The 25,604-nt window shown below is 64.4% G+C and carries 22 protein-coding genes and 1 pseudogene; 13 read left to right on the top strand and 10 right to left on the bottom strand.

What is annotated here, in order from left to right; genetic code table 11:
* Positions 1-230: 230 nt before the first annotated feature.
* Positions 231-686, bottom strand: coding sequence for a phasin (locus FJW03_RS14310; protein WP_140613153.1), 456 nt, complete (start codon positions 684-686; stop codon positions 231-233).
* 308 nt (positions 687-994) lie between these two features.
* Between FJW03_RS14310 and FJW03_RS14305 the strand changes: the two genes are divergently transcribed.
* Positions 995-1,906 carry a hypothetical protein gene (locus FJW03_RS14305; protein ID WP_140761841.1) on the top strand — a complete coding sequence of 304 codons (912 nt, stop codon included), beginning with the start codon at positions 995-997 and terminating at the stop codon, positions 1,904-1,906.
* A gap of 32 nt (positions 1,907-1,938) precedes the next feature.
* On the opposite strand, the gene FJW03_RS14300 is transcribed toward FJW03_RS14305, so the two are convergent.
* A complete protein-coding gene (locus FJW03_RS14300; RefSeq protein ID WP_140761525.1) occupies positions 1,939-2,100 on the bottom strand; it encodes a DUF2905 family protein in 162 nt (53 codons plus the stop codon).
* Between the two features lie 818 nt (positions 2,101-2,918).
* Here FJW03_RS14300 and FJW03_RS14295 point away from each other — a divergent pair.
* The 4 genes and pseudogenes from FJW03_RS14295 to FJW03_RS14280 all read left to right on the top strand — a co-directional run.
* Entirely contained in the window at positions 2,919-4,415 is a 1,497-nt protein-coding gene (locus FJW03_RS14295; RefSeq protein ID WP_140761523.1) for an aldehyde dehydrogenase family protein, read from the top strand.
* A 162-nt stretch (positions 4,416-4,577) separates the two neighbouring features.
* Positions 4,578-4,853: a hypothetical protein gene (locus FJW03_RS14290; RefSeq protein ID WP_140613150.1), complete on the top strand. Its 276-nt coding sequence runs from the start codon at positions 4,578-4,580 to the stop codon at positions 4,851-4,853.
* A 96-nt stretch (positions 4,854-4,949) separates the two neighbouring features.
* Positions 4,950-5,972: an LLM class flavin-dependent oxidoreductase gene (locus tag FJW03_RS14285; protein ID WP_140761520.1), complete on the top strand. Its 1,023-nt coding sequence runs from the start codon at positions 4,950-4,952 to the stop codon at positions 5,970-5,972.
* A 147-nt stretch (positions 5,973-6,119) separates the two neighbouring features.
* Positions 6,120-6,335: pseudogene (locus tag FJW03_RS14280) on the top strand (ThuA domain-containing protein); the annotation flags it as partial.
* Between the two features lie 289 nt (positions 6,336-6,624).
* Here the strand turns inward: FJW03_RS14280 and FJW03_RS14275 are convergent.
* A complete protein-coding gene (locus tag FJW03_RS14275; protein WP_140767377.1) occupies positions 6,625-8,652 on the bottom strand; it encodes an amidase in 2,028 nt (675 codons plus the stop codon).
* A gap of 145 nt (positions 8,653-8,797) precedes the next feature.
* Positions 8,798-9,706 (bottom strand): LysR substrate-binding domain-containing protein, encoded by a 909-nt coding sequence (locus FJW03_RS14270; protein WP_140767376.1) that lies wholly within the window; start codon positions 9,704-9,706, stop codon positions 8,798-8,800.
* Positions 9,707-9,788: 82 nt separating this feature from the next.
* On the opposite strand from FJW03_RS14270, the gene FJW03_RS14265 reads away from it, so the two are divergent.
* From FJW03_RS14265 to FJW03_RS14255, 3 genes are all read left to right on the top strand, one after another.
* Entirely contained in the window at positions 9,789-10,619 is an 831-nt protein-coding gene (locus FJW03_RS14265) for a class I SAM-dependent methyltransferase (protein WP_140693182.1), read from the top strand.
* 13 nt (positions 10,620-10,632) lie between these two features.
* Entirely contained in the window at positions 10,633-11,142 is a 510-nt protein-coding gene (locus FJW03_RS14260; protein WP_140693180.1) for a hypothetical protein, read from the top strand.
* A 69-nt stretch (positions 11,143-11,211) separates the two neighbouring features.
* On the top strand, positions 11,212-11,406 hold the full coding sequence (locus tag FJW03_RS14255; RefSeq protein ID WP_140767375.1) for a hypothetical protein: 195 nt from the start codon (positions 11,212-11,214) through the stop codon (positions 11,404-11,406).
* A 33-nt stretch (positions 11,407-11,439) separates the two neighbouring features.
* On the opposite strand, the gene FJW03_RS14250 is transcribed toward FJW03_RS14255, so the two are convergent.
* The 3 genes from FJW03_RS14250 to FJW03_RS14240 all read right to left on the bottom strand — a co-directional run bounded on the left by FJW03_RS14250 (position 11,440) and on the right by FJW03_RS14240 (position 14,766).
* On the bottom strand, positions 11,440-12,654 hold the full coding sequence (locus FJW03_RS14250) for an alpha-D-ribose 1-methylphosphonate 5-triphosphate diphosphatase (RefSeq protein WP_140767374.1): 1,215 nt from the start codon (positions 12,652-12,654) through the stop codon (positions 11,440-11,442).
* Positions 12,655-12,785: 131 nt separating this feature from the next.
* The gene (locus FJW03_RS14245; RefSeq protein ID WP_140767373.1) at positions 12,786-13,790 is read right to left on the bottom strand and encodes an NADP-dependent oxidoreductase; all 1,005 of its coding nucleotides are present in this window, start codon (positions 13,788-13,790) and stop codon (positions 12,786-12,788) included.
* Between the two features lie 253 nt (positions 13,791-14,043).
* Positions 14,044-14,766 (bottom strand): alpha/beta hydrolase, encoded by a 723-nt coding sequence (locus tag FJW03_RS14240; protein WP_140767378.1) that lies wholly within the window; start codon positions 14,764-14,766, stop codon positions 14,044-14,046.
* Positions 14,767-15,056: 290 nt separating this feature from the next.
* Between FJW03_RS14240 and FJW03_RS14235 the strand changes: the two genes are divergently transcribed.
* Positions 15,057-16,598 carry a winged helix-turn-helix domain-containing tetratricopeptide repeat protein gene (locus FJW03_RS14235; protein ID WP_140767372.1) on the top strand — a complete coding sequence of 514 codons (1,542 nt, stop codon included), beginning with the start codon at positions 15,057-15,059 and terminating at the stop codon, positions 16,596-16,598.
* 138 nt (positions 16,599-16,736) lie between these two features.
* On the opposite strand, the gene FJW03_RS14230 is transcribed toward FJW03_RS14235, so the two are convergent.
* The 3 genes from FJW03_RS14230 to FJW03_RS14220 form a co-directional block, all read right to left on the bottom strand.
* The gene (locus FJW03_RS14230) at positions 16,737-18,971 is read right to left on the bottom strand and encodes a mechanosensitive ion channel family protein (protein ID WP_140767371.1); all 2,235 of its coding nucleotides are present in this window, start codon (positions 18,969-18,971) and stop codon (positions 16,737-16,739) included.
* 316 nt (positions 18,972-19,287) lie between these two features.
* Positions 19,288-20,436: an amidohydrolase gene (locus FJW03_RS14225; RefSeq protein ID WP_140767370.1), complete on the bottom strand. Its 1,149-nt coding sequence runs from the start codon at positions 20,434-20,436 to the stop codon at positions 19,288-19,290.
* A gap of 358 nt (positions 20,437-20,794) precedes the next feature.
* A complete protein-coding gene (locus tag FJW03_RS14220; protein ID WP_140767428.1) occupies positions 20,795-21,238 on the bottom strand; it encodes an SRPBCC family protein in 444 nt (147 codons plus the stop codon).
* Positions 21,239-21,506: 268 nt separating this feature from the next.
* Between FJW03_RS14220 and FJW03_RS14215 the strand changes: the two genes are divergently transcribed.
* The 4 genes from FJW03_RS14215 to FJW03_RS14200 all read left to right on the top strand — a co-directional run bounded on the left by FJW03_RS14215 (position 21,507) and on the right by FJW03_RS14200 (position 25,518).
* Complete coding sequence (locus FJW03_RS14215; RefSeq protein WP_140767427.1) at positions 21,507-22,367, top strand: FAD binding domain-containing protein; 861 nt, start codon at positions 21,507-21,509, stop codon at positions 22,365-22,367.
* Complete coding sequence (locus FJW03_RS14210; protein WP_140767426.1) at positions 22,367-22,843, top strand: (2Fe-2S)-binding protein; 477 nt, start codon at positions 22,367-22,369, stop codon at positions 22,841-22,843. The genes FJW03_RS14215 and FJW03_RS14210 overlap by 1 nt, the downstream gene beginning before the upstream one ends.
* Positions 22,844-22,845: 2 nt before the next feature.
* The gene (locus FJW03_RS14205) at positions 22,846-25,104 is read left to right on the top strand and encodes a xanthine dehydrogenase family protein molybdopterin-binding subunit (protein WP_140767425.1); all 2,259 of its coding nucleotides are present in this window, start codon (positions 22,846-22,848) and stop codon (positions 25,102-25,104) included.
* 168 nt (positions 25,105-25,272) lie between these two features.
* Complete coding sequence (locus tag FJW03_RS14200; RefSeq protein ID WP_140767424.1) at positions 25,273-25,518, top strand: MoaD/ThiS family protein; 246 nt, start codon at positions 25,273-25,275, stop codon at positions 25,516-25,518.
* Positions 25,519-25,604: the final 86 nt, after the last annotated feature.

The raw sequence follows: 25,604 nt of genomic DNA, 5'->3' as shown, positions 1-25,604 counted from the left end.
GCCGTCGAAGCGTTGGATGACGATTTCCATGTAGGCCTTCGAGACCGGAAATGCCTGCGTTTGCCGTGGCCCGCCACGGTGCACGATCCCGAGGGCAATTCCAAATGCCTTCATACCCGTCGCTTCAGTGCCGGCACAGATGTTGCCTCGAGCAAACTTGCCAGATGGCGGCGCTAGGCGCGGCCATCTGGATCGTTGACAAGGGTGGCGGGCCGCCTCCCGCAGGGTGGTCAGGCGACCTTGAGATCCTTGAGCGCCTTCTCGAAGGCATCTTTGACCGGTCTGGAAACGTCGGTTGCCGCCTTGGTGGTGAGCGCCTGGAATTCCTTGGCTTGCTCGACACCCATTTCGACGCGTTTGCGCAGGAAGGCAGTCTGCAACTCAAATATTTCCGACAGCGACTTGGCACGAACCAGAGTCTCGAGGTGCGAGAAGTCAGCTTCGGCATTGACACGCAGTGCGGCGATCATCTTCAGCGACAGCTCGCTGCCGGCCGATTTCGCGGTTTCGGCGGTCGACTCGAGCGCCTTCTGGGCGTCTTCAGTGCCCGACTGGAATTTGGCGAGAGCTTCTTTCGATTGCTCGACGCCCTTTTCGGCGACCGCGCGGAGCTGATCAGTAGCCTTGCCGGGATCGAATGACGGAGCTTCGACGGTTTCGGCGGTCTTGTCGGCGGTCTTGGACATTTTCTTATCCTCTTGGTTGACGATGGTTGTCTTGCCGCCCGGGCATATTGAGGCAGATATGTGACAGTCTTGTGTGCGATGCAGCATTTTTGTTGCGACGCATTATTTTCGACCGCTGCAAGGCCTGGTTTGCGCGGGAGAGGGCGATTGAACGGGCATTACCTGTTCAGCGTGTCACCTTGGGGGCGCCCGGGTTGGTGAAGCCCGGCCAGCGCAATGAAGCGTCCCGGCTGGCTGCCATGGAGCACGATGAACTGTCGAGCGTCGTTACGCGTTTCATACCGAGTGAACAGCGGTGGAAGCAACTCATGGAGGATTTCAAGCGACGACGTGTGAATAAGGGAGGGGAAACGCCCGGCGCTTTCGCGGCATTTCCTTATGACCGGATGGCTGTCGAGCGGTTTCGACAGGCCTTTCCCCGGGCGAGGTGGAATGATGAACGCCGGAGCTGGTTTATTCCAGGCAAGACCGGAGCCCGCCGGTTCGACCGCTGGCTCGCGCATGAAGCCGAATTTGCGGATATATATGGCGATCTGAAGGGTCGAGATGCCTATGCCTTTGACCCGATTACGAGCCCGTATCTGAAAGTCGGCGAAGATCTTCAAATTCGAACGCCTTATTCGAAGACTATTGTCGAACAGTTGCGGGCAATCCCGTGGGCACGCTGGGACGACGACCTGCGGCTTTGGCATGTGCCGTTCAGTTCCTATGAGGAGTTACGGCGTCGTTGGCACGAGATCGAGGAGGCGGCTCGACGAAACGAACCGGAGGAGAGGAGACGGCGACGGGAGGCAAAAAGGAACTCGGAAGAGCAAAAAGCCGCCCGTTTGCGCTCCGCGGAACGCAAGCGGCGTCGCTATCCCTTGCCGCCTGGGGAACTGCCGCCGCTGGGCCGGCCTGTCGCAACAGAACGGTACGGAATTGTTGTCTTTACCCACATAACGGGCGAGCTTGCCGAGCAGCCGGCTGGGTTAGCGGACTTCTATTCTCACGCGGCCCACGCAGGTTTCGACCATATATGGGGTATCTGGCGTTCGCCGACGCTATCGGAGCTCGTTGCGACCTGGCCCGCTCGTCATGAACCCGGCCCGGCGGAATACGGGCGGCGTTGGTGGCAACCGGCACTTGCCGAACTCAGAACAGCCCGTCGAAACGCGCGTTCCATGGAGCGTCGAAAGGAGAGGAGAGAACTTGGTCGAGTGCCACCGGTGGGAAGATGAATTTGTTCTCCCGCGGAAGGAGGCGGCTGCAGCTACCGGTTGACCAGCCACAGAATGATCGACAGCACGATGCCGATCAGGATTCCGGTGGAGATCGGGGCAGGCAATCTGCCAAGGCCGATCCGCGACAACCAGGGCCACAACAAGCCGACGGCAACCATGATGAGACCAACGATGATCAGGGTTCGCGACATGACCGCTTCCTGCCCGGGCGAAATACAAGCCGCCGGTCGAAGCGCCGAACGCGATCGACGTCGACAGCGGCATAGTTGAGGCGAAATCATCGTCGCCGGCAAGGTGACGCGACGCGCCCGTCAGCAGAATGTCGGCCCCAGCCGGCCCTGGTAAAGGCCGAGTGGGCAAAGCCCGGTCTGGCCGGGCGCTGCGTCGGCCATGGTCGTGCCTAACCATCGAAATCTTGCCGCTTGCGAATTGACCGAATGAGATCATCGACTCGGCCCATTGAAGCGGTCGGTGCGTCCTGCCGGACCGATCGGGCGTCGAGCCGATTGTCATAAATCCGTCTCAGCAGGTCACATGCACTCCTGGCGCGCTCCCATGTGCGGCCTACAAGCTTGCATCCTCCCAAGGTCGCGGGTTCGTCGGCAACGTGATCCCAGACGGTCCAGGTGCCAGACGGCGCGGGACGACAGCGAAATCTGGGTTGGCGGTCTTCCATGACCCTTGAACGGCCAATACCGCTTCGAGTTCGATTCGACATGGGAGGATGGTTAACCGCCGCGGCGTGTCCCTTAAGGCATCGGCATGGGCACGGACATTGGCCGCCGGACATGGTCTTGAACATGCGGCTTGGACTGATGCTCGGCCGGGTCATGACCGGCGGTTGTATTGGTCCAAACTGGACAAATCCTGTGACAAGGTACGCGGTTTTCGGGCTACCTTTCCCGAGCCACGGCGCTTGGAAGAATGAATGGACGCCCTTTTGCTTTCCTTGTTTGAGGGCGCCGGCGCCGGGAGTAATAGTCGCCACGGAATTCGTGAGGAGGAAGAGATGACGCTGAATTTCGACCCCAGGGCGAAGGCGATCACGCTTTACCACGGCGAATTCCGGCCGATGTTCATCGGCGGCAAGTGGGTTCCGGCGCAATCCGGCCAGGAGATGCGGGCGCTCAATCCGGCGACGGGCGAAGTGCTGGCGATGGTGCCGCGCGGGGGAGCCGCGGATGTCGATGCGGCGGTCGCCGCCGCGCGCGCGGCCTTCGAAGGACCGTGGTCAAAATTCTCGCCCTACGAGCGGCAGTGCGTGCTTCTCAGGATCGCGGACCTGTTCGAGACGCATTGGGAAGAGCTCAGCGTTTCCGACACGCTCGACATGGGGCTGCCGATCACGCGCACGCTCGCCAACCGCCGTCGCGTCATCGGCATGCTGCGCTTCTACGCCGGCATGGCGACCGCGCTGCACGGCGAAGCGATCGACAATTCCATTCCCGGCGAGATCGTCTCCTTCACCCGGCGCGAGCCAGTGGGTGTCGTCGGCGCGATCATCCCCTGGAATGCGCCGACCGCCGCCTCGATCTGGAAGATCGCGCCGGCGCTCGCCACGGGCTGCACCATCGTCTTGAAGCCTTCGGAGGACGCGTCGTTGACGCCATTGCTGATCGCACGGCTGATGCAGGAAGCCGGCGTGCCCGACGGCGTGGTCAACATCGTCACGGGAACGGGTGCGGAGGCCGGCGCGCGGCTCGCCGAACATCCCGACGTCAACAAGATCGTCTTCACCGGTTCGACGCAGACCGGGCTGGCCATCGCGCGGGCGGGCGTCACCAACCTCAAACGCGTTTCGCTGGAGCTTGGCGGCAAGTCGCCTGTTATCGTCTGCCGCGATGCCGACATCGACAAGGCCGTTCCGGTAGCGGCGATGGCGGTATTCGTGCATTCGGGCCAGATCTGCATTGCCGGTTCGCGCCTGTTCGTGGCGCGCGAAATTCACGACGAATTCGTGCGCCGGCTTGCCGAGTTTGCCGGCAGACTGCGCATCGGCCATGGCATCGAGGCGGAGACCGAAATCGGGCCGCTGATCAACGCCAGGCAGGCCGGCAAGGTGGAGGGCTATATCAAGGCCGGCAGCGACGAGGGCGCCGAACTGGTCGCCGGCGGCTCGCGGCTGACGGGCGCGCTCTATGATGGAGGCAATTTCATCGCGCCGACCGTCTTCGGTTCGGTGTCGGACAAGATGACCATCGCGCGCGAGGAAATTTTCGGGCCGGTCATTTCCGCCATGCCCTTCGACACGCTGGACGAGGCCGTCGCACGGGCCAACGCGACGCCCTACGGGCTGGCCGCAGGCATCTTCACCACCCATCTCGGCACCGCGCACAAGCTAGCGCGCCGCATCAAGGCCGGTTCGGTCTGGGTCAACATGTATCATGCCATCGACCCGGCGGTGCCATTCGGCGGCATGAAGATGTCCGGCTATGGCCGCGAGGGCGGCATCGAGCACCTGCATGAATATCTGGAGACGAAGTCGATCTGGATCCAGACCGACTGAGGGCAGTGGGGATCAAGTTCATCAACCGCTCCGAGAAGCCATGGCGCACCTTAACCATGCTACGGGGAAATCAGCGGGGACGTCGTCCCCCAGGAACTTTTCTTGCTCTGGCGATTTTCGATATAAGATGGAATCGGAACGGCCAGGAGGGTGTTGCCGATGATAACGACCAAACGGTTTGCGATCTCAGCTCTTGCCGTGGCCATGGCTTGTGCCATGTCCTCGTCGGCGCTCGCCGGCACCAGGCATCGCCACTATCAGCCCGAACCGGTACGTTACGTCCCCGCCGATGACGACCTCATCGACTTCCTCTTCGGTGGCCCGCGCTACTACGACCAGCAGTTGTTCACCACCGCCGCCGGCGCCTGCTCCTACGATCGGAGAGGTCCGGACGCGAATGCGCTGAACAAGATCAACGATCATCATTGCGGGAAATAGTCGGCTGGTGAAGGGCCCCGGTCCGTGTTGGGCGACGGTGTGTAACCCCGCGCTTTCGCCATTGAAGCACGTGCCGCTCGCCTATACTTCAGGGCCATGAAGAAAATCGGTTTCCTGTCATTCGGGCACTGGACGCCCTCGTCGCAATCGCAGGTGCGTTCCGCTTCGGACGCGCTGCTGCAATCCATCGACCTTGCGGTCGCCGCCGAGCAGCTCGGCGCGGACGGGGCGTATTTCCGCGTGCATCATTTCGCCCGCCAGCTCGCCTCGCCATTCCCGCTGCTGGCAGCCGTCGGCGCGAAGACCAGCCGCATCGAGATCGGCACGGCGGTCATCGACATGCGCTACGAGAATCCGCTCTATATGGCCGAGGATGCGGGTGCGGCCGACATCATCGCCGGCGGGCGGCTGCAGCTTGGCATCAGCCGTGGTTCGCCCGAACAGGTGATCGACGGCTGGCGCTATTTCGGCTACGCGCCGCAGGAAGGCAAAAGCGACGCCGACATGGCGCGGCATCACGCCGAGGTCTTCCTCGATACGCTGCGCGGCGAGGGCTTCGCTCAGCCCAATCCACGGCCGATGTTCCCCAATCCGCCCGGCCTGCTCAGGCTCGAGCCGCATTCGGAAGGCCTGCGCGAGCGCATCTGGTGGGGTGCCGCCACCAACGCCACCTCGGAGTGGGCGGCGAAGCTCGGCATGAACCTGCAGAGCTCGACGCTCAAATTCGACGAGAGCGGCAAGCCCTTCCACATCCAGCAGGCCGAGCAGATCCGTGTTTATCGCGAGGCGTGGAAGGCGGCCGGCCACCAGCGCGAACCGCGCGTCTCGGTCAGCCGCAGCATCTTCGCGCTGGTCGGCGATCGCGACCGCGCCTATTTCGGGCGCGGCAATGAGAGCCGCGACCAGATCGGCTTCATCGAGGAAAACACCAGGGCGATCTTCGGGCGCAGCTACGCCGCCGAGCCTGACGTGCTGATCAAGGAACTGGCGCAGGACGAGGCGATCGCCGAGGCCGACACGCTGCTGCTCACCGTGCCCAACCAGCTTGGTGTCGACTACAACGCCCATGTCATCGAGGCGATCCTGACCCACGTCGCGCCGGCGCTCGGCTGGCGCTGACGGCCGCGACGCGCCACCGTCGATCCGGTGGGATCGAAGGAGGTTATTGCCGCATGCGGAAGAAGGCCCTGATTGCCTGGGGTGGCTGGGAGGGCCACACGCCCCAACGCAGCGCCATCGTCGTGCGCGGCATGCTGGAGCGCAACGCATGTCGACCCGGCCAACGAGGTGCTGGCGACGACCACCTTCACCGGCGCACATTTCCCGGGCATTGATGGCGTCGTCATGCCGGTCGTCTGGAAGCGCAGATATGGCGCGGGGAAGGTCTTCTACAGTTCGCTTGGACACACGGCGGATGAGTTCGCGGTGCCGGAGATGGCGTTGATTGTGGAGCGCGGTTTGCTGTGGGCGGCCCGAGGGTAGCCACAAGCGCCATTTGGCGCATTCATTCGTCATCCTAGGGCGTAGCAAGGAGCGAAGCGACGCCGCGGAGACCCTAGGATCCATGCCGTGAGTTTTGAGCGGTACGACGGTGGAGAAAGTTCGGTCGGTGTCGTGGAAGGCAAGTTGGCTGAACCGGCGACCGGTGCAAACGATGTTCTGGACCGATGCATTCTTAAGTCACAGTCCCGGCATGGATCCCAGGGTCTGCGCCGCGTCGCTTCGCTCCTTGCTTCGCCCTAGGATGACGAAGGCGTGGTGGCCGCTGTCCTCACCCAATCCCGCCGGTAACCGCATAGGCGCCGGCGGTGCACCCGTCCTCCAGCCGCATCACTGCCGTGACAATGGAGCCGTACGAGCCGCGCCAGACGCTGTGGAAACGCCGATGCTCGACGACCGGGACGAGCGCAATCCCGTTGAAGCGCGCACCGCTGCGTTGCATCGCGATTTCCTCGCCGTTGACATGCACCTTGACGCTGGCTTTCTCCGCCTCGGCTGCTTCAACGGGCAGGTCGAGCGTGACGCCGATTTCGTCCTGATCGCCCAAAGTGCGCGTTTCGGCGGCCAATGCGATGGCGAGGGGAGGCGCTTTGCCGCCGCCGGTTTGGACGGGGCGGCGCGCAAACACATCATCATCCAGTTCCGGCGTGCGCGGCGGGCTTGTGCGGCGCTGCGTCGACCGTTCGTAGTCCCCGGCCATGCGCAGCAGCTTTTCGTCGTCATAGGCCTTGCCGGCGAAGGTCAGGCCGACCGGCATGCCGATGTCGGCCATCGTCCCCATCGGCACGGTGACGGTCGGAATGCCGAAATGGCGCCAGACCAGATTGCCGTTGGCGACCCAGGTGCCGTTGCGCCAGGCAAGTGCTGCGGATGCCTCGTTGGTGTCGGCGTCGGCCGGCCCGACATCGGCGGCCGCGGGCAGTACCACGGCGTCGATGCCCTGCGCGTCCAGCCAGTCCTCGAAATCGACGCGCCTCGTCGCCTCCAGCCCCTTCAGCCCGTCCTCGATGGTTGGAATGTGTTCGAATGGCGTGACGCCGGATTTCGCCCGCTCGACATATTCCGACAGGTCGAAGCCGCCCTCATAACGATCGGGCAGCGTGCCCGGCGGCTGGGGAAAAATCTTCGGGCCGTCGACCGAGGCGAGATCGGGCAAAGCAGGGTCGGCATTGGCGCGCAGAAAGTCGTCCCAACCCCAGACGCAGAGGTCCCAGAGTTCGCGGTCGGCGAAGTCTTGCGGCACCAGCCCACGTTCGACCATGGTGCGGGCGCCGGGGCGGTCACGCTCATAGTTGGAGACGACGGGAAAATCGACTTCCACCACCTCGGCGCCAAGCTGCTTGAGATCGGTCGCCGCCTGCTCCCACAGCGCCAGCACCGAGGCGCGGGTTTCGATGGGGCGGTCGGCCTCGCTGTCGCGGCCAATATACATCCTGGGCACGCCGAGCCGTTTGCCCTTCAGCGATCCGGTGAGCGTCAGGTCGGTATAGCGTTGCGGCCTTGTCTCCGAACTTTTCGGCAACGCAACCCAGGGCTGCGCGCGCCAGAAATCGCCCCGCGTCACGGGATCGTCGGCAACGATGACGTCGAGCAGTTCCAGCATGTCGGGCACGCTGCGCGTATGCGGCACCACGACATCCATGGTCGGCACCAATGGCCAGTTGCCGCGCACGGAAATGACGCCGCGCGAGGGCGTGTAGGCGACCAGCGCGTTGTTGCTGGCCGGCGCGCGGCCCGACGACCAGGTTTCCTCGCCGAGCCCAAAGGCGCAGAATGAGGCAGCCGTCGCCGTGCCCGAACCGTTGGACGAGCCCGAGGCGAAGGCGGCGGTCAGGTAGCCGGCGTTGTATGGGCTTTCGGCGCGGCCATAGACGCCACGCTGCATGCCGCCATTGGCCATGGGCGGCATGTTGGTGAGGCCGATCAGCACCGCGCCGCCGGCCCTGAGCCGGGCGATGGTGAAGGCGTCTTCATTGGCGACGAGGTGCTCGAAGGCCGGCGAGCCGGAGGCCACCGTCAGGCCCTCGACCTTGTAGCTGTCCTTGGCGGTGTAGGGGATGCCGTCGAGCGGCCCGAGCGTGGCGCCATCGCGCCGCCGCCAGTCCGAAGCGGCGGCCTCCTCGAACATCGCCGGATTGAGCACCGGAACGGCGTTGAGGCTGATGCCATGGCGGTCGAAATGCGCGATGCGGCGCAAATAGGCCGCGACCAGTTCGACGCTGGTGACGGCGCCGTCGTCGAGCGCGGTTCGAAGTTGGTCGATCGTCGCTTCGACAAGGTTTAGGCTGGCATCGGTCATCATTGGTCCCAGGCTGTTTTCCGCACGCCATGGATGGAGGCGGCGACTCGCTTCGGCAAGAGCCAATCGCGTTTTGTTGCGAGCCAAGCTGGGCAAGCCAAGATAGCAAGCCAAGCTGGCTCACCCGCGCACCGGAGCCCCGGCATCACCCTTGGTGCCTCACATGGTCGATAAACGCGCGCAGTTTGGGCAGCATTTGCCGCTTTGCCGGGTAGTACAGGAAAACCCCCGACGAGTTCGCGGCGAAGGGCTTCAGCACCTCCTGCAAACGGCCGTCGGCGATCGCCGGCTTGGCGAGCGGCGCGGGCACCTGGGCAAGTCCGGCCCCCTTTAGCGCCGCCCCAAGCAGCGTTGGATAATCATGGGCGATGAGCGGCCCGGAGACGATGACCTCGACCGGTTTGTTGCCGTCGAGAAAGGGCCAGGGCGCGATCGATCCGTTCGAGCGGCGCATGCGCAGGCAGGCATGGCCGCGCAGATCCTCGATCTGTTCGGGCACCTTGCGCTGGCGCAGATAGTCGGGGCTGCCGACGACCGCGAATGGCAGCGGCGGCGTCAAGCGCACGGCGATCATGTCGGCGGCGACAAACTGGCCGGGCCGGATGCCGGCGTCGAAGCCCTCGGCGGCAAGATCGACGAGTTCTCCACCCGCCACGATCTCCAGCTCGATCTCCGGATAGGCCTGGCAGAAGGAGGCGATGAGCGGCTCCAGCAGGATTGGCACGACCGATGGCGGCACCGAAAGGCGCAGCAGTCCGGTCGGGCGTTGGCCGAGATCGCGTGCCACTTCGCTTGCCGCGACCAGTTCCTCGAAGGCTGGCCCGGCGCGCGACAGGAAACGCTCGCCGGCTTCGGTCAAGCCGACGCTGCGCGTGGTGCGGATGAAGAGCGCCGCCCCGATGCGTGCCTCGAGCGTGCGGATCGCCTGGCTCATCGCCGACGGCGTCACCTTAAGCTCCGCCGCCGCCTTTCGGAAATTGCGATGGCGGGCGACGCTCAGGAAGGCCTCGACGCCATCGAGCGCGCCCTGCCTTACTGTGAAGTTCTGCTTCATGGCACATCGACATTATCGCGGATAGTCGCAACCCGGAAGCGGTCCTATGTCTCCAGCAAGGACGAAACCAGAGGAAACCGCGATGACAGACAATCTCGACGGCGTGCGCGCCCATTACCATGCCAGCGGCCTGACCGAGCGTCTCAAGACGGCGCTGGCGGCTCTCGGGCCGGAGGACCAGCGGCTCATGCCGGAGCAACTGGCCGGGCTCGATCAGTTCCACACCCGAGGGCTCGCGGCGACCGCCGAACTTGCCGGCCTGGCCGGGATTGGGCCGGACACAACGGTTCTGGATGCTGGATCGGGACTTGGCGGGCCGGCCCGCTTCCTGGCCGCGACTTATGGCTGCCGGGTGACCGGCGTCGACCTCAGCGAGCCGTTCGTCGAGGCGGCGGATTACCTGACCGAACGTACCGGGCTGAGCGGAAAGGTGACCTTCGAAGCGGCCAGTGCGCTGGCGCTTCCCTTCGATGACGGCCAGTTCGATGTCGTGCTGCTGCAGCACGTGGCGATGAACATCGCCGACAGGGAAGGGCTCTATAGCGAGATCAGGCGGGTGCTGAAGCCGGGCGGCCGGTTTGCCACCTATGACGTCGTGCTGAACGGCGGCGACCCTCACTACCCCGTTCCCTGGGCGCGCACTCCAGCGGAGAGTTTTCTGCTCACAGCGGCCGAAACGCGGACGCGGATCGAGCAGGCGGGCTTTGAACCGCTGGTGTGGCAGGACGACACCGCAACGGCCAAGGCCTGGTTCGCCCAGCTGCGGGCGTCCGGGCCGCCCGCTTTGCTCAATCTTGGCGTTGTCATGGGATCGGGTTTCGCGGGCGTTGCCGCCAACCTCGGGCGCAATCTCGGCGAGGACCGGCTGGGCATCCTGACGGCCGTCTTCGAAGCCGTTCCGGGCAAGGCCTGACAGGAGGCGTGAGATGTCACCGGCAACGATCTTTAATATCCACCTCGCCCTTGGCTACGTGCCTTGGTTGCTGTGCTTCGGCTATTATGTCTGGCCGAGGCTCAGATCGATGGACCCGATCGAGGCGCAACGCGCCATCGCCACGCTGCACAGTTTCCGTTTCTTCGGGCTGGTCTTCATCCTTCCCGGTGTCGTCGGCACCAATCTGCCCGCCGGTTTCGCGGTCTTCGCCGCCTATGCCGACTTCGCCACCGGATTGCTGGCCATGCTGGGGCTGCTCACGGTGCGGATGCGTTCAGCCTTCTGGCTGTTCGTCGTCGCCTTCAATCTGGTCGGGGCAGTCGACATCGTCGTCGACTATTACCATGGGGTTCTGCTCGGCCTTCCCGATCTGGCCGGAGAACTGGGCGCGGCTTACGCGATTCCGATCATCTATGTTCCCCTGCTGATGATCACGCATGTCGCCGCGTTCTATCTGCTGATGCGTCGGCGGCCCGAGGCGGTTCAGGGCTCCTACCCGTGATAAGTACGGGAGAGCGGCGGCCCATATCATTGAAAAACCGTGCCGAGATCCCAGCATGAGAGGGGAATCATGCCTGACCAGAATGCCCGCGCGGCCATCGGACGGCTGCTGTCCGAGAAAACCGGAGTTGCGGCTATTTCCATGAAAGAAAGCATCGCGGAGCTGACAGCAACAACCGGCACCGCGCCGACCCTCGAAAGCCTGCAGGATCTTCTGCTCGAAATGGCCGAGGTCCGGGGCATGACGGTCGTGCTCGACGTTTAGAGCAGTTCCAGTAATTGTGGAACGGCTTTCCTTTTACAGCAGTTCAAGGCCGGCGGTCGCCCGTTCAACCTGAGAATGTTGCGCATTTCGCGCCGGTGCAAGCGTGCCGTCGCCATAGATCATGCGGCCGGCGCGGAAGGTGGCGCGCACACGCGGCACGGGCTGGCGGTCAGCCACGACCAGATCGGCCAGCAGCCCGGGCTCGATGGCACCGCGGTCGGTGAGCCCCAGCGCCGCGGCCGGGTTGGCGCTTGTCAGCGCCGCCGCCGCCACGAGGCCACCGTCGCGCAGTTCCGCCAGGCCGAGAATGGCCGGCAGGATCGAGGCCGGGTGGTAATCGCTGGCCAGCATGTCGAGCAGCCCGGCCTCGTAGGCCTCGCGGGCGGAAAGATTACCCGAGTAGGATTCGCCGCGCAGCGCGTTTGGGGCGCCCATGGCGGTGTGCATGCCAAGCCTGCGGGCTTCCCGCGCCGCTTCCAGGGTTACCGGGAATTCGCTGATCATGGCGCCGAGGCCGTGGACGAGCTCCACCTTTTCCAGCGTGTCGTCATCATGCGAGGCGAGCACGATGCCACGAGCGCGCGCACGGGCTGAAAGGTCCTGCAGGGCGTTCAACACATCGCCCTGGCCCTCGCGGCCGGCCATGCGCTTGCCGACGACCTCGGATGCCGCGGCAACCGACATGCCGCGCTCCTTGGCGATGCGGGCGATGTAGAGTTCGACGTCGCGGTACTGTCCCTGTCCGGGCGTGTGATCCATCAGCGAGATCAGGTGCAGCCTGCCCGCGTCCATCAGCTTTTGCAGCATGGGAACCGCCGGGGTGAAGGTCACCTCGAAGCGGGCATGGATGCGGTGATCCACCAGCAGGTCGGCCTTCATTGCGGTCATGTTGTCGATGATCGTGGTCGTATGATCTTCCGAACGCAGCACGCCGCTGGTGACGCTGGCACCGATGAAGGAGAGCGCGGCGTAGGCGGTGGTGACGCCGCAGGAGGCGAGCTTCTTGTCGAGCTCGGCGATGCCGATCCGCATCGGCACGTGGACGCCGATGCGCGGCTCGACTTCCCGCTCCACCATGTCGCCATGCATGTCGATGAAGCCGGGCAGCAGCAGGCGGCCGCCACCCGATATGTCGGCCTGCTCAACGGGTTCGTCGCGAATCTCGGCGATCCTGCCGTTCTCGATCCTGAGGGCGCCGCAGGCGATGACGCGGTCGCGCAGGACAATTTCGAATTCACTCAGCCACATGTCATGTCTCGTGCAAGAATGCTGTTTCAAGGCGGATTTCCCCGTCGACGAGGCCGGCGACATCGTCGGGCGATGGAAGACACCGATCATGGCGACACCAGCGGATCGCGGGGGGCAGGCGAGCCGTCAACCTATCGGATCGTGACAACCACTTTTCCCTTGGCGTGTCCGCTTTCGACATAGTCGAGCGCTTCGGCGATCTTCGCAAATGGATATGTCCGGTCGACGACAACCTTCAGTTTTCCCTGCTCGATGAGTTCGGCAAGCAGGGAGAGATTGCGGCCGCTTGGGTGCATGAAGAAATAGCGATAGCCGACGCCTCTGCGGCGGGCTCGGGCCCGGATACCGTAGCTGATGAGCCAGAGGACGGCGGAAAGAACCTTGCGGCCGCCCAGATCCCTGATAGCGGTTTGCGGTTCCGGTACGCCGGCCACCGAAACGACCATGGTTCCGGGCTTCATGATGTCGAACATCTGCTCCAGCACCTTGCCGCCGATCAGGTCAAGTCCCGCGTCAAATCTGCTTTCCACGCTGGACAGGTCCTGGACCGTATAATCGATCACCTCATCGCAGCCGAGGGAGCGCACCAACGCTTCCCCTCTCTTCGAAGCGGTCGTCGTTACATGAGCGCCGAGCCATTTGGCGATCTGAATGGCAAAGGTGCCGACCCCTCCGGCGCCGCCGGAGATGAACAGTTTCTGCCCCGGTTTGACACCGAGCAGGTCTCTCAGCGTCTGCAGGGCGGTCAGCCCGGCCAGCGGGACCGCCGCCGCGTCCGTGAAATCCAGCGTCCGGGGCATATAAGCGGCGTGGTCCTGATCGACGCATGCCTGCTCGGCGAAGGCGCCGGCGCGTTCCTTGGCGACCCGGGCAAACACAGGATCCCCCACGCGGAACCGCCCGACCTGGCTGCCAACGGCGACGACATTGCCCGCGAGTTCGTTGCCAAGCACCAGCGGCAGCCTTGGCCGCAGGATGGCGCGCAGCTTTCCCTGGCGGAACTTGAAATCCACCGGGTTCAGGCCCACGGCCCGGACTTCGACGAGAAGATCGCGCGGCCCCGGCACGGGCGCCGGTACCTCCATCATCCGCGCGCTTTCCGGGCCGCCATAGCGCTTGAGAACGTATGCGTGCATAAACCTCAGCCTCTCGGCAGGAGCATGCCATGTCCTCGGACCAGCGCAAAGCGGAGCGCCAGACCTGCCGACATTGGCTTTTTGTCGAGTGACGGAGTGGCGACCCATGCGCCACGCGGATGGCGGGTGTGAGCCCGCCATCCTCTCCAGTCACCGCCGAGGACCGCCACGATCCGACAAGCGCATTCACGTTCGCGCGGAACCCGGTGTGCGGCTTGCCCACCGGGCGTTGGATCGGTAGAAAAGAAACCGGCTAATTTGCGACCGGCTTCGCCGTCTGCGCGGCCTCTTCGATGAGTTCGGCAACGGCGCCGGGCTTCGACACGTAGATGGCGTGGCTGCCCGGGACCTCGACGACGGTGGAACCGGCGCGCTTCGACATGGCGCGCTGGGCATCCGGCGGGGTCATCTTGTCTTCCGTCGCCACCAGGTACCAGCTCGGCTTCACCTTCCAGGCAGGCGCGCTGACCTTGCCCTCCAGCGCGGCCACGGCCCAGGGAACCTGGGAGTCGGCCATGAAGGAAGCAAGGTCCGGGCGGACATCGGCGGCGAACGACGCGGCGAACTTGCCCCGATCGAGGAACAGGAATCCATCGACCGGCGCCAGGATCGGCGGCACCGGAGCGCCGGGCGGCGGGTTGGCGATCAGGCTCGATACGGATTCGCCTGCATCCGGCGCGAAAGCGGTGATGTAGACCACGCCCGCCACCTTGGGATCGGTGCCGGCTTCCGAAATGACGACGCCGCCATAGGAGTGGCCGACGAGGATGACGTTGCCCGATGCCGCGGCGATCGCGCGCTTGGTCACCGAGACATCGTCGGCGAGCGATGTGGTCGGGTTCTGGACGATGGTGACCTCATAGCCATCCTTCTTGAGGATGTCATAGACGCCTTCCCAGCCGGATCCATCGACAAATCCGCCATGGACCAGCACGATGGATTTCACCGGGGCGGCGATTGCGCCCGTTGCCGACATGCCCAAGGCAAGCGCGGCAGCCGAGACGAGTGCGGTTAGAGCAGTCGACATTGAAGTTTCTCCTTGGAGCCTGGTTGCGGCGGCAAGTTCATCGCGAACTCTTCACCGGCCCACGGCAGGGCTGCTTCAGCGTCCGCCGATTGAACGATCCTGCGGTGCAGGGGTCCCGGTGGATTCTTGGCCGGCCTTTGGTGCGGCGCCGGAGAAGGTGTCTTGAAACGGCACTCGCGTATTGAAGCGATGCCGAATAATCTGCGAACAATTTCCTAAGGCGCGCCAGCACCCAGAAAATGTCGAAGCAAGCAACCGTTTTTGGCCCGTTTACGCTGGACCCTTACAAGGGGACGTTGCTGCGCGAGGGAGAGCCCGTGGCGCTGGGCCGCCGGGGCATTCTGCTTTTGGACGCACTGCTCAAGCGGCAGGGCGAGATCCTGACCAAGACCGAGCTGATGGACGCCGGCTGGCAGGGCAGCGTCGTCGAGGAGAGCAATCTTTCGGTGCAGATCGCGCTGCTGCGCAAGGCGCTTGGACCGATGCCGGACGGTGGGGAATGGATCGCGACGGTGCCCCGCATCGGCTATCGCTTTCTCGGGCCAGGCCTCGATGAAGCCAACAAGACGGTCCAGCCGCAGGCGAAGCCGTCGCTTGCCGTTCTTCCGCTCACCAGCCTCAGCACCGACATCGAACAGGAGTATTTCGCCGACGGGCTGGCCGAGGAGATCATAACGATGTTGTCGAAGCTGTCCGGGCTGGTCGTCATCGCCCGCAGCTCGAGCTTTGCCTACAAGGGAAAGTCGGTCGACATCCGCACCGTCGCCCGGGATCTGGGCGTCCGCTATGTCCTGGCGGGAAGTGTGCGCAGGAGCGGCAGCCGCCTGCGCATCGTCGCGCAGTTGAGCGACGGCGAGACGGGCGCGCACATCTGGGCCGAAAGCTACGATCGCGAGCTGGCTGACATGTTCGCGGTCCAGGAGGAAGTGGCCCGCAAGATCGTCGGCGAACTCCACATCGCCTTGAACCCGAAAGAGGCGGCCCAATGGCCTGGAATCACCTCGGCGGGAACCACCGACATAGAGGCGTATGACTGTTTCCTGCGCGGCCGCGCCATGCAGCGGGGCGCGACGCAGAACGCCGACGTCTTCCAACGGACGGCAGAGCTGTTTCGCAAGGCGATCGATCACGATCCCGCCTATGCGGCGCCCTACGCCGCGCTCTCGATGGCCCTGGCGCATGCCTATTACAATCGCTGGGTGAGCGACCCCGGTTGCGCGCTGGTCGAGGCCGGCAGGCTGGTCGATGAAGCCATCGATCGCGATCCGAACGACCCGTTTCCGCATGGCGTGGCCGCCCTGGTTTCGATGTACCGGAAGGATTTCGAACGCTGGGCAGCGGAGGTCGAGATGTCGCTCACGCTCAATCCCAACTTCGCGCCCTCGCTGTCGCTGCGCGGCATGCTCAACATGTATTCGGGAAAGCCCCTGGCGGCGATCGCGGACATGGAGCGGGCAATCCGCCTCGACCCGCTCTATTCGCATCTGTATCTGCATCATCTGGGGGTGGCGCACCTTATCGCCGGCAAATACGAAACCGCGGCCGCCCTGCTGCGCGAGCGCATCTTGCTGGTTCCCAAAACCGATATGAGCCGCGCCTATCTGGCGGCGGTGCTTGGCCTGCTGGACCACGGCGAGGGCGCGCGCCAGGTCTGGAGCGAATTGATGGCGGTCAATCCGGATTATTCGTTTGCGGAAGGCATTGGCCAGATGCCCTTCAGGAATCCGCAGGATATGGAGAGGATCAAGAGCGGGCTTCAAAGGGCGGGCCTGCCTGTTTGAAGACTAGGTCGGTTTGAAGGCCAAGGGCGGTTTGAAGCCAGGCCGGAGTGCTGTCGGCGTGGCTTGGATGGCGTTCGGCATCTCAGGAGTGTCCCCGCCGTGGGCGCTATGTGGAAGCCGCGCCGTGACCGGCAGGCGTCACGGCTTTCCTGCTTCTTGTGCTACCTTTCTTCTGCGCCGGTTGGTGTGCGACTGGGCGACGGCCATTCTCAACTCGGGTGTGATCTCCAACGGCGCATCCTCCGGTCCATGGGGGTTCTGCAGCCCCTGGACGTGAACGGTCGGGAATGGGAGTTCGATGCCCTGCTCCTTGAAGACTTGGCGGATTCGTACATAGAATTTGCGCTTCATGGCGAAGGCGCCTCCCGGTCTGGTTGTGACCTTGACCCTCAAGACGATGCCGTACTCGCCGAACTCCTGTACGCCCTGCATCTTGATCGGCGAGAGCACCCAGTGTTTGAACTCGGGATCTTCCGCCAGTTCGAGGCCGATCCGCTTGATCAGCTTGCGAGCGAAGTCGATATCGGTGTCGTAACCGACGGTGATGTTGAATTTGTCGGTAACCCAGTCCCGGCTCTGGTTCTGGACCGCCCCGAGTTCGCCGAAAGGTATTGTGAACAGCGGGCCACGATGGTGGCGCAGCTTCACCGAGCGCAGCGAAAAGCTCTCCACCGTTCCCACATAACGGCCGGATGTAATGTATTCGCCGACACGGAACGCATCATCGAGCAGAAAAAACACGCCCGATATGATGTCCTTGATGATGGTTTGTGCCCCAAATCCCACGGCGACGCCAACGACGCCGGCGCCGGCGATCAGCGGGCCGATCTGGATACCCACCGACGCGAGCATCATCAGCACCGCCATCACCACGATCACCGCGAGCAGAATGTTCTGGATGATCGGCAAGAGCGTGCGCAGCCGCGCCTGCTGCGGATCGAGGTTCGGGACGTCCTCCTCGCCGATGACCGCGTGCGGCGTTTCGATGCCCAGCTTTCGTTCGATCAAGGCTTTGATGATCGACCAGCCGAAATCGGCGGCAAGTGCAATGACCATGACATTGATCAAGCCGCGCAATATGAGCGTCGTCATCGTATCGCGATCTTGCATGGACTGCATGTCCAGACCCAAGACACGCGCGAGAAAGTAAGCCGCCGCCAGGATCAAGATCATCCGGATTCCGCGATCGATGGCAGCGATCGTCACCGCCGGGATCGTCGGCCGGCCTGCATCTTCCGAACCCGGCCGCAGGACGAAATTGACCCCGCGCTGCGTCAGCACGATTGCCCCAGGCAGAAAGAATGCGGCGAAGGTAAACCAGAAGAATACATCAAGGCCGGCGATGCGCTGCAGGAACAGGACGACGAAATAGCAAGTCAACAACCATGTCGCTGCCGTGTGACCGCTTTGGCGCGCACCGTCTCGCTGTGTTCTTGGCCGACGCCAAACGGCAAGCAGCAAAAGCAGCAGCAGCACGAAATCGGCGCCCGTCGACAGCACCAGCATTCCATCCCGATCGATTCCGAGACCCGGCAAGAGGAAAAACGCCGCGGCGAAGAAGGCGAAGACGCCGACGATCCGGGATAGCCAATAGGTCCAATGGTCGGCTGTTTCGTTGGTGATCGGCAAGGCGCGAACCTCGACGGCGTTCTCGACGTTCATGAAGGAAGGGACGAGCAGGGCCGTGACGTACATGCGCACACCCCATGTAACGACCGCAGCCATCAGAAACGTCAGGACAATCTCGCGGATGAGCATCGGCCAGTCGAACAACATGAACGCGCCGGCGCTGCCCAGCGCGAAGGAGACGATCAGCATGCTGGAATAAAGCGTGCGGCCGCCAATCTTCTTGGCTCGCCCGGTGGGGGTGTCCTTCGGCTGCGCGATGATCCAAAGACGAAATGGACGGGTGAGCTTGTACGTTGCCCAGGTGAGCGCCAGCCCGGCGGCGATGAATATCGCAATCAGCAAGAGTACGCCGGCGGATCCCTTGCTGGACATATCCTCCATGGTCGCTGCCCGAACGCGGGCGAACTGGCCTGGCAGCGAGGGCAAGGTTCGCACGATTCTTTCGATATGATGCCTGATCCGATCGAGCATCGAGGATGCCATCGTATTCATCTGGCCTGGTGCGGCCACCGCGTCCGACGATGCGCCGGCCGGCGAAGCTCCTGTCTCGGCAGGCGCTTGCGTCGGCCTGGCGTCCTGATTTCGTTGTTCGGCCACCCAGGTCTTCACCGACGGGTCGTCGAGAAGCTCGAACAGCTGTTTGACCTTTTCAGGCGGGACGGTCGCCGGCGCCTGCGCCTGCGTCGGACCAGCCAACAAAAGGGCGATTCCAAAGACGAGCGGCCTGGCAATCAGGACAAGCATCGCAGTCAGATCTCCGAGACGTCGCGCCGGGCGCGCCAGAGTCCTGGCGGCCAATCGTCGAATCCTGAGTGGCATGGTGCTGTAACCTTCCGGTCAAATCGGCAAGCAACGATATCTATGTCCGCCGTTGCTCCTACCTTGAAGAAACCGATGTTGTGGTGCAAGCCTCATCGTTCCGAGCCAGACCGTTGCATGACGGTCGATAATGCGGCGGGACAGCGAGCGCTCACCGCGGGGTCTGTGTCGTCAAAAGTGGTCGCAGTCGACCGCAACCGGGTGCGCGGCTTGCCGCCTCGGAGGCTGAGTTAAGCCAAGCTCAGCCCAGCAGGTTGCGGGCGGTGCGCATGAAAATCCTCGACCCGATCGGGATCAGGTCGTCGGGAAAATCATAGTCCGGATTGTGCAGGGCAGGGTGCTTCTCGCCGGCGCCGAGGAAGAACATGGCCGACGGGGCGCCGTGGCCGAACAGGCCGAAATCTTCCGAGGCACGCATCGGCAGGGCTTCCTGCCCGTGCGCGACACCTTCTTCGTCGAGGGCGCGCCGCAGGTGTTGCACCGCGTCCGGCGCGTTGACGCTGGTGACGAAAATCTCGTGATAGTCCCAGCAGGCGGAGAGGCTGTGGCGGGCGGCGATCTCCTTGACCAGCGTCTCGGCGGCGGCACACAGATCCGCCATGCGCTCGTCACGCCGCGTGCGCAGCGTCGCCCAGACTTCTGCATGCGCGGGCGCGATGCCGAACACGGCTTCGCCCATCTCGGCATGGGTGACGGTGACCATCGCGAAATCGTCATCGGCGAAGGTCGCGCGGCCGAGCGCGGGCAAGGCCGGCATCAGCTCCGAGATCGCGGGCATCGGCGAGATGCCGGTCTCGGGCATGGAGGAATGCGCGGTCTTGCCCTCCAGGATGATTCGCATGCCGCGCGAGGCGCAGTTGACCACGCCGGGTTTCAGCCGCACCTCGCCGAACGGCACGCCGGGCAGATTGTGCAGCGAGAAGGCGAAATCCGGCGCGATCTCGCCGAAGCGCGGATCGGCGACGACGCCGGCCGCGCCATTGCCGGTCTCCTCCGCCGGCTGGAACATCAGCACGACGCGGCCGCTGGCAGGGCGCTGGCGGCCGAGCTGGCGGCCAAGCGACGCCAGGATCGCGGTGTGGCCGTCATGGCCGCACATATGCGACTTGCCGGGCACCTGCGAGGCATGCGGCGCGCCTGACAGTTCCGCGATCGGCAGCGCGTCGAGTTCGGAGCGGAACAGCACCGTCGGTCCCGCCTTGCCGCTGTCGTAGATCGCGGCCACGCCATGTCCGCCGAGGCCGGTCAGCACCTTGTCCGGCGCGGTATCGGCGAGGAAGGCGACGACCTCTTTGGCCGTGTTCTCCTCCTCGTTCGAGATTTCCGGCTGCCGGTGCAGCTTGCGCCGCCATTCAGTCAGCTCGACGATGTCCCGGTTGGTGAGGGTCATGCTTCTTGGCCTCCGCTGCGTTCTTCGTGACATGCCGGTCACAAGGCGAGGACAATCGCATAGGGCGCTCCCCCTCTCCGTCCGCTGCGCGGCCACCTCGCCCCCATGTACATGGGGGCGAGGAAACGCCAATCTCCGAAGTCGCGGCTTTGGGAGGCTTGGTTCCTCGCCCCCACAGAGTGGGGGCGAGGTGGCCGCGCAGCGGACGGAGAGGGGCCGGCGCTGCCGTATGCGATTGCACTGCCCTTTGGCCGGAGAGGTTTCACGCGCAAGATGGTGCCGTCAAGGCCCCTGTTTGTCACCGCCCGCAGCCGTTGGCGCCGAGGATGTCATCGTCGACAGCGCTGCACTCATCGATCTATTGATTGATCTCGGGCTCGACGAGCTTTGCCAGGTTCCGGAGCGATTCCTGCCAGCCGAGATAGCAGGCCTCGACCGGGATGACGTCCGGAATGCCGGCCTGGGTGATGTCGATCTCGGTGCCGACCGACACTTTCTTCAGGACTATCGTCACCTGCATCTCGCCGGGCAGGTTGGGATCGTCGAACCTGTCGGTGTAGCGCAGGCGCTCGCCCGGAACGAGTTCAACATACTCGCCGCCGAAGGAATGGCTGCCGCCGGTCGTGAAGTTGCGGAAGGCCATCTTGAACGTGCCGCCGACCTTTGCCTCGAGATGATCGACCGTGCAGGTGAAGCCGTTCGGCGGCAGCCATTTCGTCAGCGCATCGGCCTCGACGAAGGCGCGGTAGACCTTTTGCGGGCTGGTCGTCAGAACGCGGTGCAAACGTACGGTGCCGGGCATATTCTTTCCTTTCATGATTGCTGTTCGACGCCCCAAGGACGAGCAAGGCCTGGCCAGTCCGACATCGGCCCCGGATTTTTTTCCGAGGCCCGCCTCCGTCGCTCGTTGGGCGTGTCCGGCTGGCGCACGCCTAACTTACGCCGGTTCGGGTGGATTTGGGACTGCATTTTGCGGCGTGTGGCCCATCGTCGCGAATGAGGAAGCGGATGGTCATTATGGGGAGACAGTTTATAACGGTCGGCGAGATCGCGACAATCAAGGGGAGACGATGCGTTACATACGTCCGCTTTCAATCGAAGATGCCGTGGGCCAATTGGCCGGATCGGCGGGGCCGGCGGCCATTCTCGCCGGCGGCAGCGACCTTCTGGTGAGAATGAAGGGCGGCTTCATCGAACCGGAGCTGATTGTCGACATCAAGGGCATCGCCGGCTTGAGCGACATCCGCGAAACAGCCGACGGCTTCAGCATCGGCGCCGCAGTTCCCTGCGCCGTGCTCGGCGAGAGCGCCGTCCTGAAGAAGGCATGGCCTGGCGTCGTCGAAGCGGCGAAGCTGATCGGCTCGAAGCAGGTGCAGGGCCGCTGCACCATGACGGGCAATCTGTGCAACGCCTCGCCGGCGGCCGACAGTGTTCCGGCGCTGGTCGCGGCCGGCGCCCGGGCGGTGATTGCCGGGCCCGGAGGCAGGCGCACGATCGCCGTCGAAGCCGTGCCGGTCGGGCCGGGCAAGATCTCGCTCGCCAAGGGCGAGATCATCGAGGCGATCCTGCTCGACAAGCGCGCGCCGCGTTCGGCCGATGCGTATCTGCGGTTCATTCCGCGCACCGAGATGGACATCGCCGTGGTCAGCGCCGGCGTCAACCTGACGATCGACGAAGCGGGCGTCGTGACGGCGGCCCGCGTGGCGATCGGCGCCGCCGCGCCGACCGTGTTGCTGGTCGAAGAGGCCGCCGAGGCCCTTGTCGGCAGGAAGCTCGACGAAGCAGCACTCGAGCGGCTGGCCAAGGTCTGCTCCGGCGCCTGCCTCCCCATCGACGACAAGAGGGGCACCATCGAATTCAGACGGAAGGTTGCGGGCGTGCTGGCCAGGCGGGCCGCGATGACCGCCTATGCACGTGCGGGAGGCAAATGATGGCTGGCATAGCAGTTTCAACGACCATCAATGGCGACACGATCGAATATCTGTGCCAGCCCGACGAGACGCTGCTGGACGTGCTGCGCGACCGGCTCGGCTTGACCGGCGCCAAGGAAGGCTGCGGCACCGGCGATTGCGGCGCCTGCAGCGTCATCCTCGACAACCGGCTGGTGTGCTCCTGCCTGGTGCTGGGCGCGGAAGCCGAGGGGCGGCGCATCGAGACCGTCGAGGGCATGGCGCATGGCGATCAGCTGCATCCGCTGCAGCAGAAGTTCCTGGAGCACGCGGCGCTGCAATGCGGCATCTGCACGCCGGGCTTCCTGATCGCGGCCAAGGACCTGCTCGCCAAGAACCCCGACCCAACCGAGGAGGAAATCCGCTTCGGCCTGGCCGGCAATCTCTGCCGCTGCACCGGCTATGACAAGATCGTGCGCGCCGTCCAGGACGCGGCCGGCGTGATGAAGGGAGCCTGACAATGAATTTCGATCCGCGTTATTCGGGGCGCAGTTTCAAATCCGTCGGCACGCGCCCCGTCCGCCCCGACGGCGTCGACAAGGTGACCGGCCGCGCCCGCTACGGCGCGGACTTCAACATGGCCGGCCAGCTGGTCGGGCGCATCCTGCGCAGCCCGCACGCGCATGCCAAGATCCGCAAGATCGACACCTCCAAGGCCGAGAAGCTGAACGGCGTGAAGGCGGTGATCACCGCCGCCGACCTGCCCGATCTCACCGATGGCGATGCCGCCATGTACGACATCCTCGACAATTGCATGGCGCGCACCAAGGCGCTCTATGACGGCCATGCGGTGGCCGCGGTCGCCGCTGTCGATGCCCGCACGGCAAGGCAGGCGCTGAAGCTGATCGAGGTCGACTACGAGCCGCTGCCGCATGTCACCGACGTCGACGAGGCGATGGCGCATCACGCGCCGCTGATCAACGACGCGATCTTCACCGAGGGTCTGGAGGAGAAGCCGGTCAAGCCGTCCAACGTCACCAAACGCAGCCAGTTCGGCCATGGCGACGTGCATGAGGGTTTCGCGCATGCCGACTTCATCGTCGAGCGCTCGTTCAAGACCGAGCAGACGCATCAGGGCTATATCGAGCCGCATGCCTGCGTGGCGAGCGTCAGCTCCGACGGCACCGCCGACCTGTGGGTCTGCACGCAGGGGCATTTCGTCTATCGCCAGCACTGCGCGCAGCTGCTCGGAATGGAAGCCTCGAAGCTGCGCGTCACCTCGTCGGAGATCGGCGGCGGCTTCGGCGGCAAGACCCATGTCTGGGCCGAGCCGGTGGCACTGGCTTTGTCGCGCAAGGCCGGACGCCCGGTGAAGCTTGTCATGACCCGCGATGAGGTGTTCCGCGCCTCGGGGCCGACCAGCGCCACCTCGATCGACGTCAAGATCGGCGCCCGCAAGGATGGCACCATCACCGCGGCGGAAGCGACGCTGCGCTACACCAGCGGCCCCTATGCCGGCAGCTGGGCCGAGGTCGGCGCCATGACGGCGTTTGCCTGCTACAAGCTCGATAACGTCAAGACGGTGGGCTACGAAGTGCTGGTCAACCGGCCGAAGACCGCGGCCTATCGCGCGCCGTCGGCACCCATGGCGGCCTTTGCCGTGGAAAGCGCCGTCGACGAGCTGGCCAAGGAGATCGGCATCGACCCGGTCGAGTTCCGCATCAGGAACGCCGCCCAGGAAGGCACGCGCTCTTCCTACGGCCCGGTCTACGGCCCGATCGGCATCGGCCCGACGCTGGAAGCGGCCAAGGACCATCCGCACATGAAGGCACCGCTCAAGGAGAACCAGGGGCGCGGCATGGCCTGCGGCTTCTGGTTCAATTTCGGCGGCCAGACCTGCACCGACTTGAACATCGGCATGGACGGTTCGGTGTCGCTCGCCGTCGGCACTGTCGATGTCGGTGGCTCCCGCGCCTCGCTGTCGCTGGTGGCGGCGGAAGAGCTCGGCATCGACTACAGTCAGGTCAAGGCCATCGTCGCCGACACCTCCAGCCTTGGTTACAACGACATGACCGACGGCAGCCGGGGCACGTTCTCGTCCTCCATGGCGACGATCTCGGCCGCCCGCAACGCGATCAGGATCCTGCGCGAGCGCGCCGCGCAGATGTGGGACATTCCGGTCGACGACGTCGTCTGGGAAAAGGGCCACGCTCTGGCCAAAGGCGAAAAATACGGCAACCTCGCCGCGCTCTCGCTGAAGGAGATCGCCGCCCAGTCCGGCAAGACCGGCGGGCCGATCGCCGGCCATAGCGAGCTCGTCGCCGACGGCGCCGGCGTTTCCTTCGCCACCCATATCTGCGACGTGGAGGTGGACCCCGAGACGGGCGCCACCAGGGTCATCCGCTACACGGTGGTGCAGGACGCCGGCAAGGCGGTGCACCCGACCTATGTCGAGGGCCAGTACCAGGGCGGCGCGGCGCAAGGCATCGGCTGGGCGCTCAACGAGGAGTACATCTACGGCAAGGACGGGCGGCTGCAGAACGCCGGCTTCCTCGACTACCGCATACCGGTGTGCTCCGACCTGCCGATGATCGACACCCAGATCCTGGAAATCCCCAACCCCAACCACCCCTATGGCGTGCGCGGCGTCGGCGAAACCTCGATCGTGCCGCCGCTGGCGGCGATCGCCAACGCGGTGTCGAACGCGGCCGGCGTGCGCATGACCCACATCCCGATGTCGCCGCCGCGCATCCTGGCGGCGATCGAGGAGGAAGGCTGAGATATCCAACGCTGAGGTCAAGGTGTGTTGAGATTCAAGTCAGGACGAGTCGAGAACGACGGCTTGCGAGAACCGGAGCGGAGCGTAGTTTTCGTACGTGAGCACCGGAAGCGCAGGAAGCCTTCGTTCGCAGGCGGGCCTCACTTGAATATCGGCACACCTTAAGCGATGGTCGAAGTCACGCTTTGGGGCGCGCTCGGCCAACTCGCCGGCGGCAAGAGCAAGGTCGAAGTAGAGGCCAAGGACATCAGGGAGCTGTTCAGGAAATTGGCTGAACAGTATCCCGGCTTCGAGCCGTGGATCGACCGTGGGATTGCCGTGGCGATCGACGGGGTGATCTATCGCGATACGTGGAACAAGAAGTTGCCGCCGGGGGCGGAGATATTTCTGCTGCCGAGACTGGCTGGGGGGTGAGGGGAGCACGAGTCCTATATAGTGGCAGCTTGGCGCTTCATTTTGGTCGTTCACGCTCTTCGGCGCGGTGCCCGGAAGCTGCCATT

This window comes from Mesorhizobium sp. B4-1-4 (genome assembly GCF_006439395.2).
In the GTDB taxonomy this organism is placed as follows: domain Bacteria; phylum Pseudomonadota; class Alphaproteobacteria; order Rhizobiales; family Rhizobiaceae; genus Mesorhizobium.
This window is presented reverse-complemented; position numbering and strand designations above follow the sequence as displayed.

Excerpts from the sequence above, each read along its gene's own strand:
- FJW03_RS14310 (WP_140613153.1), bottom strand. The coding sequence starts at position 686 with ATGTCCAAGACCGCCGACAAGACCGCCGAAACCGTCGAAGCTCCGTCA.
- FJW03_RS14305 (WP_140761841.1), top strand. The coding sequence starts at position 995 with ATGGAGGATTTCAAGCGACGACGTGTGAATAAGGGAGGGGAAACGCCC.
- FJW03_RS14300 (WP_140761525.1), bottom strand. The coding sequence starts at position 2,100 with ATGTCGCGAACCCTGATCATCGTTGGTCTCATCATGGTTGCCGTCGGC.
- FJW03_RS14295 (WP_140761523.1), top strand. The coding sequence starts at position 2,919 with ATGACGCTGAATTTCGACCCCAGGGCGAAGGCGATCACGCTTTACCAC.
- FJW03_RS14285 (WP_140761520.1), top strand. The coding sequence starts at position 4,950 with ATGAAGAAAATCGGTTTCCTGTCATTCGGGCACTGGACGCCCTCGTCG.
- FJW03_RS14275 (WP_140767377.1), bottom strand. The coding sequence starts at position 8,652 with ATGACCGATGCCAGCCTAAACCTTGTCGAAGCGACGATCGACCAACTT.
- FJW03_RS14270 (WP_140767376.1), bottom strand. The coding sequence starts at position 9,706 with ATGAAGCAGAACTTCACAGTAAGGCAGGGCGCGCTCGATGGCGTCGAG.
- FJW03_RS14265 (WP_140693182.1), top strand. The coding sequence starts at position 9,789 with ATGACAGACAATCTCGACGGCGTGCGCGCCCATTACCATGCCAGCGGC.
- FJW03_RS14260 (WP_140693180.1), top strand. The coding sequence starts at position 10,633 with ATGTCACCGGCAACGATCTTTAATATCCACCTCGCCCTTGGCTACGTG.
- FJW03_RS14255 (WP_140767375.1), top strand. The coding sequence starts at position 11,212 with ATGCCTGACCAGAATGCCCGCGCGGCCATCGGACGGCTGCTGTCCGAG.
- FJW03_RS14250 (WP_140767374.1), bottom strand. The coding sequence starts at position 12,654 with ATGTGGCTGAGTGAATTCGAAATTGTCCTGCGCGACCGCGTCATCGCC.
- FJW03_RS14245 (WP_140767373.1), bottom strand. The coding sequence starts at position 13,790 with ATGCACGCATACGTTCTCAAGCGCTATGGCGGCCCGGAAAGCGCGCGG.
- FJW03_RS14240 (WP_140767378.1), bottom strand. The coding sequence starts at position 14,766 with ATGTCGGCAACGGGCGCAATCGCCGCCCCGGTGAAATCCATCGTGCTG.
- FJW03_RS14235 (WP_140767372.1), top strand. The coding sequence starts at position 15,057 with ATGTCGAAGCAAGCAACCGTTTTTGGCCCGTTTACGCTGGACCCTTAC.
- FJW03_RS14230 (WP_140767371.1), bottom strand. The coding sequence starts at position 18,971 with ATGCTTGTCCTGATTGCCAGGCCGCTCGTCTTTGGAATCGCCCTTTTG.
- FJW03_RS14225 (WP_140767370.1), bottom strand. The coding sequence starts at position 20,436 with ATGACCCTCACCAACCGGGACATCGTCGAGCTGACTGAATGGCGGCGC.
- FJW03_RS14220 (WP_140767428.1), bottom strand. The coding sequence starts at position 21,238 with ATGCCCGGCACCGTACGTTTGCACCGCGTTCTGACGACCAGCCCGCAA.
- FJW03_RS14215 (WP_140767427.1), top strand. The coding sequence starts at position 21,507 with ATGCGTTACATACGTCCGCTTTCAATCGAAGATGCCGTGGGCCAATTG.
- FJW03_RS14210 (WP_140767426.1), top strand. The coding sequence starts at position 22,367 with ATGGCTGGCATAGCAGTTTCAACGACCATCAATGGCGACACGATCGAA.
- FJW03_RS14205 (WP_140767425.1), top strand. The coding sequence starts at position 22,846 with ATGAATTTCGATCCGCGTTATTCGGGGCGCAGTTTCAAATCCGTCGGC.
- FJW03_RS14200 (WP_140767424.1), top strand. The coding sequence starts at position 25,273 with ATGGTCGAAGTCACGCTTTGGGGCGCGCTCGGCCAACTCGCCGGCGGC.